The 21,004-nt window shown below is 75.1% G+C and carries 20 protein-coding genes; 12 read left to right on the top strand and 8 right to left on the bottom strand.

The genetic code is table 11. The features are described from left to right. Positions 1–51 precede the first annotated feature (51 nt). Positions 52–711, top strand: coding sequence for a LysE family translocator (locus CLV72_RS16435; protein ID WP_106246713.1), 660 nt, complete (start codon positions 52–54; stop codon positions 709–711). Positions 712–724: 13 nt separating this feature from the next. Here the strand turns inward: CLV72_RS16435 and CLV72_RS16430 are convergent, their stop codons facing one another. After that, positions 725–1,309, bottom strand: coding sequence for a TetR/AcrR family transcriptional regulator (locus CLV72_RS16430; protein WP_106246711.1), 585 nt, complete (start codon positions 1,307–1,309; stop codon positions 725–727). 101 nt (positions 1,310–1,410) lie between these two features. Between CLV72_RS16430 and CLV72_RS16425 the strand changes: the two genes are divergently transcribed. From CLV72_RS16425 to CLV72_RS16415, 3 genes are all read left to right on the top strand, one after another. Continuing rightward, positions 1,411–2,385 (top strand): aldo/keto reductase, encoded by a 975-nt coding sequence (locus CLV72_RS16425; RefSeq protein WP_106246708.1) that lies wholly within the window; start codon positions 1,411–1,413, stop codon positions 2,383–2,385. 33 nt (positions 2,386–2,418) lie between these two features. Further along, positions 2,419–2,751 carry a YrdB family protein gene (locus CLV72_RS16420; RefSeq protein WP_106246706.1) on the top strand — a complete coding sequence of 111 codons (333 nt, stop codon included), beginning with the start codon at positions 2,419–2,421 and terminating at the stop codon, positions 2,749–2,751. A 188-nt stretch (positions 2,752–2,939) separates the two neighbouring features. Next, a complete protein-coding gene (locus CLV72_RS16415) occupies positions 2,940–4,277 on the top strand; it encodes a DUF7507 domain-containing protein (RefSeq protein ID WP_170140999.1) in 1,338 nt (445 codons plus the stop codon). A gap of 41 nt (positions 4,278–4,318) precedes the next feature. Here the strand turns inward: CLV72_RS16415 and CLV72_RS16410 are convergent, their stop codons facing one another. From CLV72_RS16410 to CLV72_RS16385, 6 genes are all read right to left on the bottom strand, one after another. Then, on the bottom strand, positions 4,319–5,575 hold the full coding sequence (locus CLV72_RS16410; protein ID WP_106246700.1) for an MFS transporter: 1,257 nt from the start codon (positions 5,573–5,575) through the stop codon (positions 4,319–4,321). 195 nt (positions 5,576–5,770) lie between these two features. Further along, positions 5,771–6,595, bottom strand: coding sequence for an ABC transporter permease (locus CLV72_RS16405; protein ID WP_245930239.1), 825 nt, complete (start codon positions 6,593–6,595; stop codon positions 5,771–5,773). Next, positions 6,592–7,572, bottom strand: coding sequence for an ATP-binding cassette domain-containing protein (locus tag CLV72_RS16400; RefSeq protein ID WP_106246696.1), 981 nt, complete (start codon positions 7,570–7,572; stop codon positions 6,592–6,594). The genes CLV72_RS16405 and CLV72_RS16400 overlap by 4 nt, the downstream gene beginning before the upstream one ends. A 284-nt stretch (positions 7,573–7,856) precedes the next feature. Next, entirely contained in the window at positions 7,857–8,435 is a 579-nt protein-coding gene (locus CLV72_RS16395; protein WP_245930238.1) for a PadR family transcriptional regulator, read from the bottom strand. A gap of 99 nt (positions 8,436–8,534) precedes the next feature. Continuing rightward, positions 8,535–9,209 carry a response regulator gene (locus CLV72_RS16390; RefSeq protein ID WP_106246693.1) on the bottom strand — a complete coding sequence of 225 codons (675 nt, stop codon included), beginning with the start codon at positions 9,207–9,209 and terminating at the stop codon, positions 8,535–8,537. Next, positions 9,206–10,465, bottom strand: a complete 1,260-nt coding sequence (locus tag CLV72_RS16385) for a sensor histidine kinase (RefSeq protein WP_211302884.1) — start codon at positions 10,463–10,465, stop codon at positions 9,206–9,208. The genes CLV72_RS16390 and CLV72_RS16385 overlap by 4 nt, the downstream gene beginning before the upstream one ends. Positions 10,466–10,676: 211 nt before the next feature. On the opposite strand from CLV72_RS16385, the gene CLV72_RS16380 reads away from it, so the two are divergent. Further along, positions 10,677–12,131 (top strand): alpha/beta fold hydrolase, encoded by a 1,455-nt coding sequence (locus CLV72_RS16380; protein ID WP_146159461.1) that lies wholly within the window; start codon positions 10,677–10,679, stop codon positions 12,129–12,131. An 82-nt stretch (positions 12,132–12,213) separates the two neighbouring features. Continuing rightward, a complete protein-coding gene (locus CLV72_RS16375) occupies positions 12,214–12,807 on the top strand; it encodes an SMI1/KNR4 family protein (RefSeq protein WP_170140998.1) in 594 nt (197 codons plus the stop codon). Between the two features lie 24 nt (positions 12,808–12,831). Here the strand turns inward: CLV72_RS16375 and CLV72_RS16370 are convergent, their stop codons facing one another. Further along, on the bottom strand, positions 12,832–14,799 hold the full coding sequence (locus tag CLV72_RS16370) for an ATP-binding protein (RefSeq protein WP_106246687.1): 1,968 nt from the start codon (positions 14,797–14,799) through the stop codon (positions 12,832–12,834). 115 nt (positions 14,800–14,914) lie between these two features. On the opposite strand from CLV72_RS16370, the gene CLV72_RS16365 reads away from it, so the two are divergent. The 6 genes from CLV72_RS16365 to CLV72_RS16340 all read left to right on the top strand — a co-directional run bounded on the left by CLV72_RS16365 (position 14,915) and on the right by CLV72_RS16340 (position 20,990). Further along, the gene (locus tag CLV72_RS16365; protein WP_106246684.1) at positions 14,915–15,793 is read left to right on the top strand and encodes an alpha/beta hydrolase; all 879 of its coding nucleotides are present in this window, start codon (positions 14,915–14,917) and stop codon (positions 15,791–15,793) included. A gap of 83 nt (positions 15,794–15,876) precedes the next feature. Next, positions 15,877–16,380 (top strand): GNAT family N-acetyltransferase, encoded by a 504-nt coding sequence (locus CLV72_RS16360; protein WP_106246682.1) that lies wholly within the window; start codon positions 15,877–15,879, stop codon positions 16,378–16,380. Between the two features lie 190 nt (positions 16,381–16,570). Then, a complete protein-coding gene (locus tag CLV72_RS16355) occupies positions 16,571–17,776 on the top strand; it encodes a cytochrome P450 (RefSeq protein ID WP_106246680.1) in 1,206 nt (401 codons plus the stop codon). 103 nt (positions 17,777–17,879) lie between these two features. After that, entirely contained in the window at positions 17,880–18,431 is a 552-nt protein-coding gene (locus CLV72_RS16350; RefSeq protein WP_106246678.1) for a MarR family winged helix-turn-helix transcriptional regulator, read from the top strand. Positions 18,432–18,515: 84 nt separating this feature from the next. Continuing rightward, on the top strand, positions 18,516–19,355 hold the full coding sequence (locus tag CLV72_RS16345) for an alpha/beta fold hydrolase (RefSeq protein WP_106246676.1): 840 nt from the start codon (positions 18,516–18,518) through the stop codon (positions 19,353–19,355). Between the two features lie 255 nt (positions 19,356–19,610). Beyond that, positions 19,611–20,990, top strand: a complete 1,380-nt coding sequence (locus CLV72_RS16340; protein WP_106246674.1) for a carotenoid oxygenase family protein — start codon at positions 19,611–19,613, stop codon at positions 20,988–20,990. The last annotated feature ends 14 nt before the right edge of the window (positions 20,991–21,004 follow it).

Raw genomic sequence — 21,004 nt, 5'->3', positions numbered from 1 at the left:
GTAGCCGAATACCGGGAGGCGCCGGGGGCCGCGCCGTGCCACCATGGCGGCATGGACCTCGCCTCGCTGCCGGTGTTCGTCGGCGCCGTGCTGCTGATCTCCGCCTCGCCCGGCCCGGCCATGGCGCTGATCATGCGGCGCGCCGCCCTGCACGGCTTCCGCACCGCCGTCGCGACGGTGCTCGGGCTCGAACTGGGCCTGTACCTGTGGGCGCTGTTCGCCGCCGCCGGCTTCGCCGCCCTGGTGGCCGCCTCCGAACTCGCGTACCTGGTGCTGCGGATCGTGGGCGCCAGTGTGCTGATCTACCTGGGCGCCACCGCGCTGCGCTCGGCCTGGCGGCAGCGCCGGAACGGCGCGGCGGCGCCCGAGGCGGCGGAGACGGCGGTGGTTCAGCCGCCGGGCGGGGCCGGCGCCTGGTGGCGGGCCTTCGCGGAGGGCGCCGTGGTGCAGCTGGCCAATCCGAAGGCGGCGGTTTTCATGCTCGCCTTCTATCCCCAGTTCGTCCCGGCCGACCGGCCGCTGTTCGCGACCACCGCGCAGCTCGCGCTGCTCCAGGTGGCGCTGGAAATCGTGTTCTACCTGGCGCTGGCGGCCGGGGTGAGCCGGGCCGGCGCCTGGTTCCGGCGCCCCGCGGTGCGCCGCCGCCTGGAGGCGGTCAGCGGCACCGTGCTGATCGGGCTCGGACTCCGGGTGGCCGCCGAGGGGCGCTGACGGCCGACCGGCCTCAGTCCCGCTGCGCGCCGCCGGCGCCGTCGAGGAAGACCGCGACCACCGCGGCGCTCGCCTGCTCCACGCCCAGCCGGCGGCCGCTGACCAGCCGCAGCGCCCGTTCGACCAGGGCGGTGAACAGCTCGAACTGCACGTCGGCCGGTACGTCGGCGCGCAGGGAGCCGTCGGCCACGCCCCGCTCGATCAGCCGGCGCACCGGTCCGGCCACCCGCTCGTCGGCGGACTCGGGCAACATCCCGCGCTTGCGCTCCTCGGTCAGCTTGATGTGGATCAGCGCCGCGTACCTGCCGCCCGCCGCCAGGAAGGCGCGCGTCAGCCGCGCGATCCCCTCGCGCACCGGCACGCCGTCGAGCTCGGCGCCGGCGATGCGTTCGTCGAGATCGTCCATCGCCGCCTGCGCCATACCGGCCAGCAGGGCGTCGCGGCTCGGGAAGTAGCGGTACAGGGTGGCGCGGCTGACCCCGGCCGTCTCGGCGATATCGGCCATGCTCGCCGAGTCGCCGCGCTCGGCGAGGACCGAGGCGGCGGTGTCGAGGATGCCGGCCGAGATGCGGTCGCGCAGTGCTGGACGTCTCACCATGCCCCCAGCCTAGGTGCTTGTCTCATCGATTGACACACACATGTCTCATTGAGACGATGATGTCTCATCAATGGACAGTGCCATCGGAACGGACAGGTGCCATGGACAAGCGGCGGCTCGGCAGGACCGACTACGAGATCACCCCGATCGGCCTGGGGTGCATGCAGTTCTCCGGCAGCGGCGTCGGCGAGGGCTTCTTCCCGCCCATCGAGGCGCGGACCGCGGCCGAGGTGGTGGGCACCGCGCTCAAGGGCGGCGTCAACTGGTTCGACACCGCCGAGATGTACGGCAGGGGCCAGTCGGAGCGCGCGCTCACCACGGCGCTCAAGGAGCACGGCGTCGCCCCCGGCGAGGTGGTCATCGCCACCAAGTGGACCCCGATCCTGCGCACGGCGGCGTCGGTGGAGAAGACGATCGGCGACCGCGTCGACGCGCTGCAGGGCTACCCCATCGACCTGCACCAGATCCACACCGCGCAGGGCAACCTCTCCCCGCACACCGCGCAGCTGGCCGCGATGGCCCGGCTCCGCTCCGCGGGGAAGATCGCGTCGGTGGGGGTGAGCAGCTTCTCGGCCGCGCAGATGGAGCGGGCCGCCGCCTTCCTGGAGGCCCGCGGCACGGTGCTCGCCAGCAACCAGGTCCAGATCAACCTGCTCAACCGCGCCATCGAGCGCAACGGCGTGCTGGCCTCGGCCCGCCGCCTGGGCATCACACTCATCGCCTTCAGCCCGCTGCGGCTGGGCATCCTCACCGGCAAGTTCCACCAGGAGCCCGAGCGGATCAAGTCACTGGGCCGGATGCGGCGGATGCTGGTGAGCGAGTACCGGCCCAGTGGGCTGCGGCGCACCGCGCCGCTGATCGACGAACTGCGCGCGATCGGTGCCGCCTACGGCGTCTCGGCCGCCCAAGTGGCGCTGAACTGGCTCATCACCTACTACGGCGACACGGTCGTCGCCATCCCCGGCGCCTCGAAACCGCACCACGCCGCCGAGAGCACCGCCGCGATGGACTTCCGGCTCACCGAGAAGGAGACCGACCGCCTGGACCGGCTCTCGCGGCAGTGCGGCGCCCGCTGAGGCGCGGCCGGCGCCGGCGAGTAGCGTGACCTGGTGCGAACCGTCAACCAGCTGCTCGCCCTGGCGATCGAGATCCTGATGCTCTACGCGTTCGCGTGGTGGGGCTTCACCCTGGACGCCGGGCTGTGGGCGCGGGTGCTCTGCGGCCTCGGCGCGCCCGCCGCGGTCATCACCGTGTGGGCGCTGTGGGTGGCGCCGCGGGCCGGCCGCCGCCTCCGCCTGCCGTGGCTGGCGGTGGTGAAGGGCGCGCTGTTCGCCGCTGCGGCGCTCGCGCTGTACGCGGCGGGCATGGCCGCCTTCGCGGTCGGCTTCGCCGCCGTGGCGGCGGCCCACCTCGTGATCGCGCTGCGGCTGGACCAGGTGTAGCGGCCCCGCGCAGGCGCCGGGCAGGCGTCCGCCAAGGGAGTCCCAAGTTCTCCCCTCGGCACGGTGTGGGCGCCGCCCGGAAGCCGGTGCCGCCCGGATGATCGCTCCCGTACGGGAGCCGAACACGCGGGAGCGACATGGGCGACAGGCCGGCCTGGCGATTCACCAGGGGAAACACGATCCGGTTGGTGACGGTCTCCGCGCTGGCCGGCGCGGCGGCGGTGGTGGGGGTGGCGACCGCCGCCCCGCTGTCGCGCGGCGCCGACGCCGCGCCGCCCGAAGCGGCGGCGGAGGCGGCGGGCGCGAGCGCCGGACAGGGCCAGGCGCTCCGCCACGCGGCCGCCACGGGGGCGCTCCTCGCCCTGCCCGCCCAGTGGCCCCGGAGTGGCGACGGCACTGTGGCGATGGCCGCGGCGCCCGCTCCCGTCCTGGAGATCACCAAATCCGTCTCCCCCGACCCGCTGATCATCGGCGCCGACGCCGTCTACACCGTCACGGTGGTCAACTCCGGCGACGAGGACGCCGAGGGCGTCACCGTGACCGACACCGTGGACGCCGACCTCACCGTGGGCGCGCTGCCCGCGGGCTGCTCGGCGGCCGGTCAGACCGTCACCTGCGGCGGTGCCGGCCTGACCGTGCCGGCGGGCGGGTCGGTGAGCTTCACCATCCCGGTCACCGTCCGCCCCGACCTGGCCGACGGGACCAATGTGGTCAACCGCGCCGAGGTCGAGGCCGAGGACGCGCAGGGCGCGTCCACCCAGTTGATCAGCCAGACGCGCACCGAGACCGATGTCGAGATCGTCAAGACCGGCCCGGCCGAGGTCGGCCCGGACGGGACCATCACGTACACGATCGCCGTCACCGACCACGGGCCCTCGCAGGCGGTGGACGTCACGGTGGAGGACCCGACGGACGGGCAGCTCACCAGGATCACCGAGCTGCCCGAGGAGTGCCCGCCCAGCGGCCTGACGGTCACCTGCCCGCTGGGCACGCTGGCGCCCGGGGAGACCGTCACCTTCAGCTTCACCGTGCAGGTCGACCCCGACCTTCCGGAGGGCACCGAGATCGACAACTGCGCGACGGTGTACACCGGCAGCCGCGAGGAGAACACCGGCAACAACGTCTCGTGCGTCACCACCGAGACCGACGGCACGCCGGAGCCCAGCCCGAGCCCTGAGCCCTCACCGAGTCCCAGTCCGGAGCCTTCACCGAGCCCGGAGCCGTCGCCCAGCCCGAGCGTGAGCCCTCAGCCCAGCCCGGACCCGGATCCCGAGCCCACCGACGAGCCGACGGACGAGCCGTCCCCGACCGGTGAGCCGACGGACGAGCCCACCGACGATCCCTCGCCCGGCCCCGAGCCGACCGGCTACCCCGAGTACCCGGGCTACGGCGGCGGCCCGACGCTGCCGGTGACCGGCTCGGCCGTGGGCGGGCTCGCGCTGGCCGGCGCGCTACTGCTCGCGACGGGCTTCCTGGTCCGCCGCTACGACGGCGGGCTGATGGACCTGCCCGGCGACCGCGCCTGACCCTCGCGGGGGGCCGGCGACGGCGCCGACCCCCCGCGGGCTCACCCCGTCCGCGCGGCCCGGCGGGCGCGGCGCCCCCGGGCCAGTACCACCGCCATCAGCGGGTACGCCAGCGCGAACACCGCGAACAGCATGCCGTGGCCCGCGGCGGCGGACGCGGCACCGTAGCCGGCGTACACCGCCAGCGTGGTCAGCTCGGTGCCCAGACCGGCCAGCGAGGTGACGGTCGCCCGGCTCGACCCGGTGATCCGGGCCTGGAGGCGCGCGTCGGCAACCACCGTGGCCAGCTGGAAGGCGCCGAAGGCCGCCGCGACGCCGAGGATCCCCAGCGGCGAACCGCTGACGGCGCCGGCGGCCATCGCGGCGCCGCCCGCCGCCAGCAGCGCGGCCAGACCCCGGTCCGTCAGCCGCTCACCCGCCCCGGCCAGCAGGCCGCCGACGGTGACACCGCACCAGATGACCAGGATCAGCACCGGCACCATCGAGGTCGGCACCTCGGTGTCGGCGGCCAGCAGCGGGACGAACTCGTCCAGTGCGCCCCACACCCCGTAGACCAGCGCCGACAGCAGCACGGCGCCGCGCACCGAGCGGTCGCGGCGCACCTCGCGCAGGCCGTCGCGGAGGGTGGCCAGGTAGCCGCGCTCCTCCTCCGCGCCATCGTCGCCGCCGGATCCGTACGGTGCGGCGGGGCCGCCGCGGTGCTCGGGCAGCGCCGCGGCGGCCAGCGAGCACAGCAGGCAGGCCGCGACGCTCGCCGCCCCCACCCAGGCGAAGCCGCCCGCCGCGTACACCGGGATGGCGGCGGCGGTGGCCACCGCCACGGCGACGATCCCGGCCGCCCGGGCCCGGCCCATGACGCGGGCGTACCGGTCGGCGGCGCCGACCCGGTCCAGTTCCTCGTAGACCAGCGCCTCCAGCGCGCCGGACTGCAGCGCGCCGCCCGCGCCCCACAGCACGAAGCCGAGCGCGAAGGCCGGATAGGAGGGGAAGAGCAGCCACAGCGCGAAGCCGGCCGCGGTGAGCAGCGGGCCGAGCACCAGCAGCAGCCGGCGCGACACCGCGTCGGCCCACACTCCGGAGGGCACCTCCAGCAGGAGGCCGGTGACGGACCAGATGGCGAACAGCGACGCGATCTGCGCCACCGACAGTCCGGAGTCGGCGAACAGCAGCGCGTACAGGGGGTAGAGCAGGACGAGTTCGTCCAGGGCGCAGTAGGCGTACAGCGCCGCAGCGACGCGGGCGGCGCGCGGATTCGCCGCGCCCGGATCGCGTGGATTCAGCAGCTTCGCAGGGTTCATTGAGGTCTTTCCGCCGTTCGGACAGGACTCGGGGGGCGCGGTGGCCCCGGGGGTCCTCGTCCGCCGTCAGCGGAGCGACCTCGGGTGCTGGATCAATGTCGCCAGGTCATGTCCGGAGTATACGGCCCGCGCGGCCGGCCCGCGCGGCACGGGCCGGCCCCGCCGGGCGGATCGCCCGGCGGGGCGGCCGGCGCCTCAGCCCGAGGAGCCGCGCATCGAGCGGATGCCCACCGCCAGCCCGACCGCGGCCAGCACGGCCGCCGCCAGGGCGCCCTGCCAGACGCTGGGCTGGGAGAAGTCGCCGGCGAACAGCGCTCGCTCGGCGTCGACGATGTAGGTGAGCGGGTTGAAGTTCGACAGCGCCCGCAGCCAGCCGGGCCCCGACTCCAGCGGCAGCATCATCCCGGACAGGATCAGCAGCGGGAACAGCAGCGTCTGCTGCACGCCGTAGAACAGCCATTCGCGGTTCTTGGCCGCGATCGCCAGCGCGTAGGACAGCGCGCCGATCCCGACGCCGAACACGGCCAGCAGCAGCATCCCGGCCAGCGCTCCCAGCGGGTAGAGCCGGAAGCCGAAAGGCATCACGCACACCACGATGATCGCCGCCTGCACGACCAGCGGCGCGATCTCCTTCAGCGCCCGGCCGACCAGGAGGGCGGCCCGGTTGAGCGGGGTGACCAGCAGGCGCTCGTGCGCGCCGGTCTGCATCTCCCACAGCAGGTTCGCGCCGGACATGGAGGTGCCGAACAGGCCGATCATGATCAGGATGCCGGGCACGAACCACTGCCAGACCGAGCCGCCCGCCGCCTGCTCCATGCCCGGTACGCCGGTGAGCAGCGGTCCGAACAGGGCGAGGAAGACCAGCGGCTGGCCCAGGCTGAAGATGAGCGAGAAGGGGTCTCGGATGACCGGGCGCATCTCGCGGACGAAGACGATCCCGGTGTCGGTGACGAGTTTCATCGCGGCCTTTCCTGGGGTGGCGGAGGGGGTGGGAGCCGGGTCGAGGACCGTCGCGGTCACGCCTTCCCCCCGTCCTGCTCGGCCGTGCCGCTCTCGCGCAGGCTGCGCCCGGTGAGCGCGAGGAAGACGTCGTCCAGGGTGGGCCGCCTGACCTCCGCGGTCAGCGCCTTGAGCCCGCCGGCGTCCAGCGCCCGCAGGTACTCCGGCAGCACCGCCTCGCCGCGGGTCACCCGCAGCCGCACGGCGGTGCCCTCGACGGTGACATCGTGCGGCGAGGCGATCCGCTCGGCGGTCTGCGCCGCCTGGGCCGCCTCCTCGCCGTCCTGGACGGTGATGGTGATCAGGTCGCCGGCCAGGTCGTCCTTGAGCCGGGCCGAGGTGTCGTCGGCGATGACCCGGCCGTGGTCGATGACCATGACCCGCTCGGCCATCGTGTCGGCCTCCTCCAGGTAGTGGGTGGTCAGGAAGATCGTGGTGCCGTAGTTCTCGCGCACCTGCTGGATGTGCTCCCACAGGTTGGCGCGGTTCTGCGGGTCCATCCCGGTGGACGGCTCGTCCAGGAAGAGCAGTTCGGGGTGGTGCATCAGGCCCAGGGCGATGTCCAGGCGGCGGCGCTGCCCGCCGGAGAGGTTGGACACCGTGCGCTTGGCCAGCGAGCGCAGATCCAGGGAGTCCAGCAGTTCGTCGGCGCGGGCGTGGCAGGCCGTGCGGTCCATGCCGTAGCTGCGCCCCTGGCAGATCAGCTCGTCGCGGACCCGCTGGCTGTGCCCGGCGCCGTTGCCCTGGCCGATGTAGCCGATCCGGCGGCGCACCCCGGCCGGATCGGCGACCACATCGCGCCCGACCACGGTGGCCGTGCCGGACGTGGGCGGCAGCAGGGTGGTCAGCATCCGCAGGCTGGTGGACTTGCCGGCTCCGTTGGGGCCGAGGAAGGCGACGAGTTCGCCGCGCTCGACGTCGATGTCGACGCCGCGCACGGCCTCCACGGTCTCCCCCTTGACCCGGAAGGTCCGGGTCAGACCCTTGGTATGGATCATGCTGCGACTCCTCTTGGGCATCGTGCTGGGCTGGGCGGGGACGGCGGCCCCGTGGCCGTCCCCGGCGGATGTCGGCGACCCGTCTTGACACAGGTCAACCGCTGGTTCGTCCCGAAGGTAACCAGGATGTAGGTCAGGTACTGTCCGGCTTCTACCGAGCGGCTCCACGAGCGCCAGAACGTCCGGCACCTCGACCGGAGCGGCGCTTACTAAAATTTGAGCCCCGCCCGAGTATGACCCACCGCCCCCCAACTATGCAAACTTGAATACCCCCGAACCGCCCCTCAGCCCGCCCCGGTCCCGCCGGTTCCGTCCCGGCGCTCGCCCGCCATGGTGAGGGCGCCGCTCTCCAGGCGCTCGATGAGGCCGCGGGTCCAGTCGGCGCCGGAGGCGGCCGAGCGGGCCCAGCGCAGGTAGAGCTCTCTGATGTGGGCCGGTTCCGTCCACGACGCGGCCAGTTCGTCCATGCGGGCCCGTTCGGCCTCCAGCAGCCGCAGGCGTTCCTTGAACAGGGCGACGGCCTCGTCCCTGCGCAGGGAGGGGAGCAGGGCGAGGCCGGCCGAGAGCAGGTCGAGGCGGTGCGCCGGCTGGCGGAGCGCGTCCTTGAGCATCCGGGCGTACTCGTCGCGGCCGCGGTCGGTCAGGGTGTAGTCGGTGCGCCCGCCCTCGTCCGGGCGCTCGACGGCGGTGAGCAGGCCCTCGGCGGTCATCTTGCGCAGGGCGTGGTAGATCGAGCCCCACTTGACGTTGGCCCACTCGTGGGCGTGCCAGGAGTGCAGCTCGACGCCGACGAGATAGCCGTGCGCCTGCCCGTGGCGCTGCACCACGCCCAGCACCAGCAGCCGCGTCGCCGACATCGACATCGAAGACCTCTGATCCGTTCGTCCTGGCCGAGCGCGTGACCGGTCGCGTCAGTGCCGCACAGGTTATCCGGGCCGCCGGGGCCGCCAGGCGAAGACACCCTACGGCCGCGCCACCGCGACCAGGCCCGACTCGTAGGCGTGGATCACCAGCTGCGCGCGATCGCGGGCGTCGAGTTTGGTGAGCAGGTGGCCCACGTGGGTCTTGACCGTCGCCATGCTCAGCCGTAGCCGGTCGGCGATCTCGCCGTTGGACAGGCCGCGTGCGATCAGCACCAGCACCTCGCGCTCGCGCGCGGTGACCCCCTCCAGGCCCCGGGCGGGCGGCGCCGGGGCCGGGCCGCGTGCGAACTCCGCGATCAGCCGCCGGGTGACCGACGGCGCCAGCAGCGCGTCGCCCGCCGCGACCACCCGCACCGCGGCGAGCAGGTCGGCGGGCGGCACGTCCTTGAGCAGGAAGCCGCTGGCGCCGGCCCGCAGCGCTGCGTAGACGTATTCGTCCAGGTCGAAGGTGGTGAGCATCAGCACCCGCACGTGCGGGGTGCGCGGCGAGCCGCAGATGCGGCGGGTCGCCTCGATCCCGTCAAGCACCGGCATCCGCACGTCCATCAGCACCACGTCGGGCTGCTCGGCGGCGGCCAGCTCGGCGGCCTCGGCGCCGTCGCCCGCCTCGCCGACGACCGAGAGCCCCGGGGCGGTCTCCAGCAGCACCCGGAAACTGCCGCGCAGCAGCGCCTGGTCGTCGGCGACCAGCACCCGCACCGGTTCGCCGCTCACCGCGCCGCCCCGCCGACGGCCGCCGCCTGGTAGGGCAGCCGGGCCGATACCGCGAAGCCGCCGCCGGAGCGCGGCCCGGCCGTGAAACTGCCGCCGTACACGGCGACCCGCTCGCGCATCCCGATCAGGCCGTGCCCGGGTCCGGCCGCGCGCTCGGGCGGGGCCTCGCGCGAGGGCCGGCCGCCGGGGCCGTCGTCGGCCACGTCCACCGCCACCTGCCCGGCGCGGGCCGCCACGGTGACCCGGCAGCGGGTGGGCGCGGCGTGCCGGACCGCGTTGGTCACCGCCTCCTGCACGATCCGGAACACCGCCAGCCGCAGGCCCTCGGGCAGCTCGGGCACGCGCACGTCCAACTCGACCCGGACCCCGGCCCGCGCGGCGCGCTCGGCCAGCTCCGGCAGGCCGTCCAGACCCGGCGCGGGCGCCAGATCGCCCCCCGGCCCGTCGGACTCCGAGCGCAGCACCCCCAGCATGTGCCGCATCTCGGTCAGCGCCGAGCGGCTGGCCGTCTCGATGACGCCGAGCGCGTCGGCCGCCTCCTCGGGCCGCTCCCGCAGCACGTGCCGGGCCACACCCGCCTTCACCGCCACCAGGCTCATGCCGTGGGCGACCACGTCGTGCAGTTCGCGGGCGATGCGCAGCCGCTCCTCGGTGACGGCGCGCTCGGCCAGCCGCTCCGCCAGCCGCTCGGCCGTGCGCTCCGCGTAGGCGCGCCGCTCGCGCACCGCGCGGCCGATGGTCCAGGAGCCGCCGATCAGCACCAGCCCGATCAGCACCATGCCGATGCCGCCCGTGCCGACCGGGCTGCCCATCGTCGTCATCGTGGCGGCCAGCACCACGCAGCCGACCGCGATCGCGACACTGGGCTCCCAGCGGCGGCGCGGGGTCGACAGCGCCACCGGGTAGAGCGCGAACGCGACCGCGAGGAAGGGCTCGCGCACGCCCAGCAGCGCGACGGACACCGCCGTCGCCGCCAGCACCGCGCCCAGCACGGGCAGCGGCCAAAGCCGCCGCACCGCGAGCGGCGCCGCGGTGGCGGCCACCAGGGGCCACACCGCCCACAGCGGCAGCTCGCCCCACGAGCGGGCCGCCAGGTCCTGGCTGAACGGGTAGGCCAGCAGCACCACCGGGTACGCGAGGGCGGCGAGCGCGTCCAGCGCGATCAGCTCCCGCCGCCGCAGCGGCCGGGCCAGGAACGCCGCCCGCCCGTCGTCGGTGTCATCGCCCGGGCCGGGCGCCGCCCCACGCTCATCCACGCGCTGACGATACCCGCCGGTCCGCGCCGCCGCCTCCGACCCGGGCACGTCATCCCGTGGTCGGAGGCCGGCCGGTTCGGAGCGCGGCGTGCGGCCCGGGGCTGAGGCGCGATCCCACGCCCCGGCCCGACGCGCGAGGGGGCGGCCGCACGGAAGCCTTGCGGACGCGATCCACGACCATCCGGCCGATCAGGCCAGTTTGGAGGAGCCAGTGCGCCGAACACTCGAACGGGCCGCCGCGGCGGGAATGCTCGCCGCGGCGCTGCTGCCGTTCTCGCTCGCGGCCGCGTCAGCGGCCGAACCGCAGGCGTCCGGGGGCGGGCGGCTCGACTGGGGCGCGTGTCCCGACGGCGATGCCGGCACCGGCATGGAGTGCGCCGAGCTGCGGGTGCCCGTCGACCCCGAGCGGCCCCGCGGACGGCACATCACCCTGATGCTGGCGCGGCTGCCCGCCACCGGCCCCGGCGGCGCCGAGGGCTCCGTGCTCATCAACCCGGGCGGACCCGGCGCCTCCGGGATCACCTACCTGCGCGACTACTTCGCCGAGCCGATGAGCGGGCTGCGCGAGCACATGGACCTCGTCACCTGGGACACCCGCGGCTACCCGGGCCTCAGCGACGAGCTGCCGTGCGACATGTACGAGCTGGTGCTGCCGCGCACGCCGGCGTACCCGGCCGACCAGGCGGGCCTGGACCGGCTGGCCGCCGAGAACCGGGAGCGGGCGGCCGCGTGCCGCGACAGGGACCCGGTGCTGTTCGACCACATGGACTCCGCGAGCCACGCCCACGACATGGAGGCGATCCGGCGCGCGCTCGGCGAGCGGCGGCTGAACTACTACGGCGCCTCTTACGGCGGCATATTCGGCCAGGCCTACGCGCGGCTGTTCCCCGACCGCATCCGCACCATGGTGCTGGACGGCACCGGCAACCACAGCACCGGCGACTGGGAGGCCGAACTCGACGCCATCGCACGCGACAACGAGTCGGCGCTGCAGCGCTTCTTCGACTGGTGCGCGGCCGACGCGTCCTGCGCGATGCACGGCCGCGACGCCGAAGCCGAATGGCGGGCCCTGGTCGCCGCCGCCGACATCGAGCCGATCCCCGCGCCCGCCCGCGACGTCAGCCTCACCGGCCGGGAACTACAGGCTCTTGAGCAGTCCATCCAGGGCCCCGCCGCCTGGCCCGCGCTGGGCGAGGCGCTGCGGCTGGCGGTCGACGAGGGCGACGCCTCGGGCTTCGCCCGCCCGCAGGGCAACCCGTATCCGATGATCGGCACGCCCGGGCTGACCGAGTGCCTGGAGTACCCCTACTACGACGACCACGAGGAGCTGGCGGCGACCGTGGAGCGGATCGAGCGGATCGCGCCGAACAACGGGGCGTCCTTCCCGCTCATCGCGCACGCCTCGACCGCCTGCGCGGGCTGGCCCGCCCCGGTGTCCAACCCGCCCGCGCCGCTGCCCGACGAGGTCCCGCCGCTGCTCGGCGCGGGCACCTGGCTGGACTTCGCCGGCACCGAGCGCGTCGTCGACCAGGTGCCGGGCAGCCGCACGGTCTACCACGACGGCCCCGGCCACGTGCTGTACGGCATGGGCAACGAATGCGCCATCGAGCACATCGACCGCTACCTGGTGACCGGCCGCCTGCCCGCCGCCGACACCGAGTGCTGAGTTGACCCCCTCCCCCCGCCGGGCGCGGCCCCACCGCACCCGGCGGGTCCATGCGGCCGTTATCCGATGGCATGATGTCTCGGTGCCTAGCGATGCCGGATCCTCATGGCGTCAGGTCGTCTCCTGGCTGGGTGTGCACGCCCCCGGCACGGCCGCATGCCTGCGACCGCCCGTGCGGCGCGCGGATCTGGACTTCGTCTCCGCCCTGCTGAACCGGCCGCTGCCGCCGGATCTGGTCGCGTGGTGGCGGATGTCGTGCGGGGTGACGGGCCATGTCGGCGGCCGCCTGATACCGCCCGGCTACGCGCCGCATGACATCGATGGCGTCGTCGACACCCGCGAGTCCCTGCTGGAGACGTGGATGGAGGGCGTGCCCGAGGACGACATCGCCGCGCTGCTCGCCCAACCCGCGGGCACACCGGTCGCCGGCTGGCTGCCGGTGTGGCTACCGGTCGCCGGCGACGGCGGCGGAGGCGAACTCTTCGTCGACCTGCGCTCCGGCCCGCTGAACGGATGCGTCATGCGGTGGGACAAGGTCGAAACGGCAGAGTTCGACCCCCTGTGGCCCAGCGTCTCCGCGATGCTCAGCGACATCGCCGACGCCCTCGAACGCGGCGTCGAGATCGACGGGGTGAGGGCCGTGGTGGTGGAAGACCGGACACTGGACTGGCACTGACCTCCGGAGAGGACCGGCCCCGCCTCACCGACCCCGTCGCAGCGCCGCGTCCAGGTCGGCGAGGTGGTCGGCCACCGGGCCCAGGGAGACCAGGCCGCTGCCCGCGCCGGCCAGTTCTCCGGCGGCCGGGGCGAGGGCGCTGCGGGCGCGCTCCATCAGTTCGCGGTCGCCGACGGCGATGGCGGCGCGGGCGGCCAGGCACCACATCGCCTCCAGCAGCAGGTCGTGCGGCGGGTCAGGGAGTTCGCGCAGCGCGGCGGCCGCCTCGGCGCGGCGGTCGGCGGCCAGCAGCAGTAGCGGGCGGGTCCACGGCTCGTAGGGGCCCCAGTCGGCGGGGCCGTCGGACGGGGCGCGGCCGCGGCGCAGGCGCAGGCAGAGCCGGGCGAGCGCGGGCAGGCCGCGCTCCAGGCCCGGCATGCCGGCGCCGTCCAGGAGGGCGATGGCGTCCCGGTAGGCGGCCTCGGGCTCGGCCGCCCGGTCGGCCTCGGCCAGGCGCAGTGCGCGGTACCAGCCGGTGAAGACGGCCACCAGCGGCAGTTCGTGCCGTTCGGCGAGGCGGTCGGCGGCGGCCGCGTGGGCGTCGGCGCCGTCGAAGTCCGCGAGCGCGCCGCGTGCCTGGAGGCGGACCAGGTGGCCCAGCACCTCGGCGGTGACCAGGCCGTGCCGCGCGGACAGCGCCACCAGTTCGGCGCCGATCGCGTCCCGCCGCGGGGCCAGGCCCGCCCGGTGGCAGCTCTGCATGAACCGGCCGTTGAGCGCGAAGGCCAGCAGCGCGGGGTCGTCCAGGCGGCGGGCGATCCGCTCGGCCTGCTCGGCCGCCTCCGGTCCGCGCGCCGCCCGAGTGCCGCGCGACTCCAGCGCGATGGTGGCCAGCAGCCGCGCCCGCTCCGCGTCGTGGCCGCCGGGCGGGAGGGCGGCCAGCGCCCGCTCGGCCGCGGCGACCACGCCCGCCGCGTGCTCGGGGTCGTCGGAGCGGGTCCAGATCGCCGGGACGTCGTAGGCCCCGATCACCCGGGCGGTCAGCTCCGCGTCGCCCAGTTCCTCGGCGGCCGCGATGGCCGCCGACCGGTGCCGCCGGGCCGCCTCCAGCCCGCCGCCCCCCGTCACGGCGAGGCTGCGCAGCAGGCCGACGGTCGACTCCAGCCGGGCCCGCGCGCCGGACGCCACCGTGCGGTCGTAGGCGGCGGCCGCCCGCGCCCACACCCGCGCCGCCGCCCCGCCCGGGCCGGACGGGTCGTCCAGGTGCGCGGCCTGGTGCAGGATGTCGTCCTCGGTCCGCCGCAGCGCGGGGCCCGGGTCCACGCCCAGCTGCTCGACCAGCAGGGTCCTGGCCCGGCGCAGCACGGCGAGCGCGTCGCCCTGCCGCCCGGTCCGGTACAGCGCGAGCGCCAGCAGCCGCCAGGCGTCCTCGCGCCACGGGTGCTCGGCGACGTGCGCGTCCAGATCCGGCACCGCCTCGGCCGCCAGCCCGAGGGCCAGCCGGGCCTCGGCGCGCCGCTCGACGCCGCGCAGCCGCAGCTCGGCCAGCCGGGAGCGCTCCGCGACCGCCCAGGGCGCATCGGCGAACTCCGCGTAGGCGGGGCCGCGCCACCAGTCCAGCGCCCGGTCCAGCCGCGCGAGCGCGTCGCCGGCGGGCAGGCTCGCCGCGGCCGCCACCGCCCGCTCGAAGCGCCAGGCGTCCACCGCGTCCGGCTCCGCGCGCAGCGCGTAGCCGGGGCCCTCGGTGGTCAGCAGCCGCGCCGAGGCGCGCGGCGCGCGCTGGGGTTCCAGGGCGCGGCGCAGCGCGGCCACGAAGGTGCGCACCGCCGCCACCGCGCCCGCGGGCGGCTCGGCCCACAGGTCGTCCACCAGCAGGTCGACGGGGACGACGCGGCGGCGGGCCACGATCAGCCGCGCCAGCACCGCGCGGTGCCGCGGCCCCTTGAGCGCGATCGGCTCCCCGGCGGCGTCCCAGGCCGCCACCGGCCCGAGCACACCGAACTCCACCCCCATCCCGCGCCCCCTTTCCGTCGCTTCGCCCCTGCTCGCGGTGGAGCGCTCATCGGATGCTCATCCGCGCCCGGCACGCTCGAAGCACCGGTCCACCGACGAAGAACGGACACGAACCATGGCACTTTCCATCCCCGGATTCGACTACCGGCGCGTCCCCGTCGCCGACGGCGTGTCGCTCAACGCGGCCGTCGGCGGCTCGGGCAGCCCGATCGTGCTGCTGCACGGCTTCCCGCAGACGCACCTGATGTGGCGGCACGTCGCCGCCGACCTGGCCGCCGACCACACCGTCATCTGCCCCGACCTGCGCGGCTACGGCGCCAGCGGCAAGCCCGCCGAGACCGACGGCACCGTCTACTCCAAGCGCACCATGGCCGCCGACACCGTCGCACTGGCCCGCGCGCTCGGGCACGAGCGCTTCGCGCTGGCCGGGCACGACCGGGGCGCGCTGGTCGCCTTCCGCGCCGGGCTCGACCACCCCGGCGCCATCACCCACCTGGCCTGCCTGGACGTGCTGCCCACCCTGGACATGTGGGAGGCGATGCGCGGTATCGGCGGCGCCGTCGGCTTCCACCTCTACCTGATGGCCCAGCCGCCCGGCCTGCCCGAGCGGCTGGTCGCGGCCGCCCCGGACGCCTTCTTCGGCCACTTCCTCGACATCTGGGCCAAGGACCCGGCCGCGATCCCGGCGGAGGTGCGCGCCGCTTACCTGGACGCCTGCCGCGCGGCCGTGCCGTCGATCGTCGCCGACTACCGCGCCTCGGCCGGCGCCGACGCCGAGCACGACCGCGCCGACCGCGCCGCGGGCAGGCGGCTGGCCATGCCCGTCACCGTCCTCCAGCAGGACTGGGGCGCCGCCCTGGGCTTCGACGCCGCAGCGCTGTGGGGCGCGTGGGCCTCGGACCTGCGCCACGGCACGGTCGACCACGGCCACTTCATGGCCGAGGAGGCGCCGGCCGCCATCGCCGCGGCCCTGCGCGAGCTGCTGGCCCGCTGAGCGGACCGGTCCCGGCGGACGGCCCCGCCGGGTGCGGCCGAAGCATTTATCCGGGCAGGTCGCAGCGGCTAGGGTCGGTGGGCATGGCCGTCCCCGCGCTGCGCGTCACCGCCGCAGGACCGGGCGAGCTCGACGCGCTCGTCGCCCAGGTGGCCGGGCTGTTCGCCGAGGACGGCGCCCAGCGCGACCCCTTCGCCGACCCCGGCTGGCCGCTGCGGCACGGCCACGCGTACTACGCGCCGCTGCTGGAGGCCGACGACGGCCTCGTGCTGCTCGCCCGCGCCCCGGAGCCGGTCGGCTACCTGGTCGGCCGGCTGCGCGGCGCCGATCCGCTGCGCCCGGGCGCCAGGGTCGCGGAGCTGGAGAGCATGCGCGTCGCACCCGCCCACCGCGGCACCGGCTTCGGGTCCGCGCTGGTGCGCCGCTTCCTGGCGTGGGCGCGCGCCAGGGGCGCCAATGAGGCGCGCGTGTCGGCCTTCGCCGCCAACACCGCGGCCATCGGCTTCTACCAGCGGCATGGTTTCGCCCCCGCCCGGGTCGAGCTGGCGAGCCCGCTGCACACGGGCCCGCCCGCCGGGCCAGGCTGAGCCGAAACCGTCGCCTGACGTCAGTATGGCACCACTCACGGATGACACTTGATTGCTGTGGTGCCATAACTGTGCCACAGTGGCGTCATGCACAGGCGGGCGCCTCTGGTCGGAGCGCCGCCGCCCGCGTCACTGCGATCGATGGCGGCGCGGCTCCCGCGAGCCCGCCGCCAGGAAATGAGGAACGGCCATGGGTGACCCCCTCCACACCGTGACGACGATGCCGACGTCCCGCCGGTCCGGCTGCCCCTTCGACCCGCCGGCGGAGCTGCTCGACGCCCGGCGGCACGGCCCCATCAGCCGCTATCCGTTCCCCGGCGGCCGGCCGGGCTGGCTGGTCACCGGGCACGAGCTGATCAGATCGGTCCTGGCCGACCAGCGGTTCAGCTCCCGCAAGGAGCTCATGCAGCACCCGACCCTCGACATCACCGGTATGGAGATCCCGGCGGCGCCGCCCGGGGAGTTCCTCCTGATGGACGAGCCGCTGCACAGCCGCTACCGGAAGCCGCTGGCCGGCCGGTTCACCGCGCGGCGGATGCGACAGCTCACCGAGCGGGTGGAGCAGATCACCGCCGACCGGCTGGACGCCATGGAGCAGGCCGGGCCGCCGGCGGATCTGGCGGCCGGCTTCGCCAAGCCCATCCCCGCCATCGTCATCTGCGAGCTGCTGGGCGTGCCCTACGAGGACCGGGACCTGTTCCAGCAGCAGATCGAGACCTTCCTCAGCGGGGAGGCGGGCGACGAGGAGCTGTACGCCGCCTACACCGCGACCCAGGAGTACCTCGCCGGGCTGGTGGCGGCCAAGCGCGCGAAGCCCACCGATGACGTGCTCAGCGAGCTGACCGGCACCGATCTGACCGACGAGGAGCTGAAGGGGATGAGCCTCATCCTGCTGTCGGCCGGCTTCGACACCACCGCGAACATGCTGGCGCTGGGCACCTTCGCCCTGCTGCGCAATCCGGAGCAGCTGGCCGCACTGCGCGCCGAGCCCGCGCTGATCGACGGGGCCGTGGAAGAGCTGCTGCGCTACCTGAGCGTCGTCAAGACGTCCATGCGGACGGCGCTGGAGGACGTCGAGCTGGGCGGCCAGACCATCGAGGCCGGTACGACGGTCATCCTGTCCTACAACACCGCCAACCGCGACCCCGAGCGCTTCGCCGACCCCCACGCGCTCGACCTGCGGCGGCAGGCCGGCGGACACCTGGCCTTCGGCCACGGCGTCCACCTGTGCCTGGGCGCGCAGCTGGCGCGCGTCGAGATGCGGGTCGCCTTCCCCGCGCTGTTCGACCGCTTCCCCACCCTGCGCCTGGCCGTGCCGGCCGACGAGGTCGACCTGCGCTCGGAGACCGCGGACGTCTACGGGGTGAAGAGCCTCCCGGTCACCTGGGACCGGTGACCGGGCCGGCAGCGGGCAAGTCCCCGATATCCGTCACGATCAAGGCTCCGCAGCAGCTCAGATCCCAATTGGAATTCATGAGTCATGCATGTTAGCCTGAAGTGTGGCTGATTCGGCTCGGACGGCGAACCTGCTGGGGGCGGCCGCGCTGGCGCTGACGGACCTGGCGCTGAGCGACGCCACCCGTACGGCGGGGGTGAGCACCAGCGCCGCCGCGGCGCTGGTCACCCTGGCCGCCGACCCCGGGGTGAGCGTCACGGAGCTGGGGCGCAGGGTGGGGCTCACCCAGTCCGCCGCGGCCCGGATGGTCGACGCGCTGGTCGCCGACGACCTGGTCGAGCGGCGCCCCACCACCGGGCGGTGGGTCACGGTCCACCCCACCCGGGCGGGCCGCCGGGCCGCCCGGCGGCTGCTCGCGGCGCGCGGCGGCCCGCTGGCCGAGGCCGTCGCCGCCCTGGACGACGACGACCGCCAGGCGCTGGCCGGGCTGCTGGCGAAGCTGCTCGCGCGCCTCTACGAGCAGGTCGGCGACGCCCAGTACCTGTGCCGGCTGTGCGACCGCGCCGCCTGCACGGCGAACGCGTCCTGCCCCGTCGGAGCGGCCGAGCGCCGCGACCGCGCGGCGCGGGAGGAGGCGCCCACCACCGAGCCCTGAGCCGGGGCGGCGCCCGCCGGCCCCGCGGAGCGCACCGGCCCGGCCGGACGGCCGGAGCCCGACGGGAGCAGGAGGCACGGGGACATGCGCGAATGGCGGCTGACCGCCCGGTACCCCAGCGGCTCGGGCGAGGTCCACTGGGACCGCTTCGGCGATCCGGACGGCGAGCCGGTGGTGCTGCTGCACGGCACGCCCTTCTCCTCCTACATCTGGCGCGGCACCGCCCGCGCGCTGGCCCGCCACCACCGGGTGTACGTGTGGGACATGCCGGGATACGGCGCGTCGGAGAAGTCCGCGGGCCAGGACCTCTCGCTGGCCGCGCTCGGCGGCGTCTTCGCCGCCCTCCTCGACCACTGGGGCCTGGAGCGCCCGCTGGTGGTCGCGCACGACTCCGGCGGCGCGGTGGCGCTCGGCGCCCACCTGCTGCACGGCGTGCCCTACCGCAGGCTGGCGCTGGTCGACGCCGTCGCCCTCTCCCCCTGGGGCAGCCCCTTCTTCCAGCTGGTCGGCGAGCACGCCGAGGTCTTCCGGCGACTGCCCGCCGCGCTGCACTCCGCCCTGCTCCGCGCCTATGTCGAGTCCGCCAGCGGCCCCGGACTCCACCCGTCCGTCCTCGACGCCCTGGTGCGGCCGTGGCTCGGCGCCGACGGCCAGGACGCCTTCTACCGCCAGGTCGGCGCCCGCCTGGGCGACCAGCGCTACACCGACGCGATGAGCGGCCGCTACGGCGGGATCGAGCCGCCCGTCCTGGTCTGCTGGGGCGAGGCCGACAGCTGGATCCCGGTCGACCGCGGCCGCGAGCTGGCGGCCCGCATCCCCGGCGCGCGGCTGCGCACCCTCCCGGACGCCGGCCACCTGGCCCCCGAGGACTCCCCCGCCGAACTCACCGCGCTGCTGCTCGCCTTCCTACGCGGCCTGGACTGACCGGGCGGCCCGGCGTCCACCGCGGGCTCCCGCCGTCCTCGCAGCGGCCGTCGCGAACACCGACGGTGACGACGGGCCGCCGGCCACGGGTGCCGGATCCGATCCGGCAGCGGCCCGGTCCGGACTTTTCCGCACCGCTCCCACCTGGGTTTCTACTGGGCGGCTGAGGCGGTCGGGAAGAACAAGACTGTTGTCCGCGAATTCCCTCGTGCACAGTTGTCGGCGTCTCCATCACTCTCCGACAGGAGATCCACCATGTCCGAAACCGTGCCGCTGCACCTGGCGGGCAACAACGCGCCGGTCTCCGAAGAGGTGACCCTGGAGCCGTCCAGGGTCGTCGGCGAGATCCCGGCCGAGCTCAGCGGGCAGTTCTTCCGCAACGGGCCCAACCCCCGCACCGGCTGGTCGCCGCACTCCTTCGCGGGCGACGGCATGATCCACACCATCGCGCTCGACGGCGGCAGGGCGCGCTGGTACCGCAACCGGTACGTGCGCACGCCGCTGTACGAGCACCCCGGCGAGTCGCGCTTCGCGCTCGCCTTCGACCAGGAGACGGGCCGGATCGACTACCGCGTCACCACCGCCAACACCCACCTGATCGCGCACGCGGGGCGGCTGTTCGCCCTGGAGGAGGGCGGCTTCCCCTACGAGCTGACGCCCGACCTCGCCACGATCGGGGCGTACACCTTCGACGGAGCCCTGCGCACGCCGATGACCGCGCACCCGAAGACCTGCCCGATCACCGGAGAACTGCTGTTCTTCGGCTACCGCCTGCGCCCGCCGTACCTGAGCTTCCACCGCGCCTCGGCCGCCGGCGAGCTGGTGCAGACCCGGGTCGTGGACGTGCCGCGGGCGACGATGATGCACGACTTCGCCATCACCCGCGGGCACGTCGTCTTCATGGACCTGCCGGTCGTGTTCGACGCCGCCCAGGCCGCGGCGGGCGGGCCGCCGTGGCGCTGGGACGACGCGCACCGCGCCCGGTTCGGCGTGCTGGCGCGGACGGCCGGCGAGGACGCGCCCGTGCGCTGGTTCGACGTCGCCCCCTGCTACGTGTGGCACACCATGAACGCCTTCGAGGACGCCGCGGGCGACACGATCACCGTCATCGGCACCCGCGTCCCCACGCTGTGGCGCGGCGGCGCCGACGACCTGGCGGGCGGGCTCCCGGTCGTGTACCGCTGGACGCTGGACCTCAGGTCGGGGGCGGTCGCCGAGGAGCCGCTCGACGACGCGCCCAGCGAGTTCCCCCGGGTGGCCGACTCCGTGCTCGGGCTCCCCCACCGCTACGGCTACACGACGAGCTTCAGCCTGGACGCCGAGCCCGAGCGCTCGCGGATCTACGCCTACGACCTCGCCGGCGGCGGCGTACGGGCCGAGCACCGGCTGCCCGCGGGCCACACCTGCGGCGAGGCCGTCTTCGCGCCCCGGGCGGGGACCGGTGAGAACGAGGGCTACCTGATGACCTTCGCCCACGACCGCGGCGCCGGCACGAGTTACCTGGCGATCCTGGACGCCGCCGACCTCGCCGCGCCGCCGCTCGCCGAGGTGCACGTGCCGGTGCGGGTTCCCGCGGGCTTCCACGGCAACTGGATCCCGGTCCCGGCAGCGGAGCAGCCGTCCGCCGAGCGCTGACCGCGCGCCGGGGG

The organism is Allonocardiopsis opalescens (genome assembly GCF_003002095.1).
In the GTDB taxonomy this organism is placed as follows: Bacteria; Actinomycetota; Actinomycetes; order Streptosporangiales; family Streptosporangiaceae; genus Allonocardiopsis; species Allonocardiopsis opalescens.
Note: the sequence above shows the minus strand (reverse complement) of the source record. Positions and strands in the feature narration are given on the sequence as shown.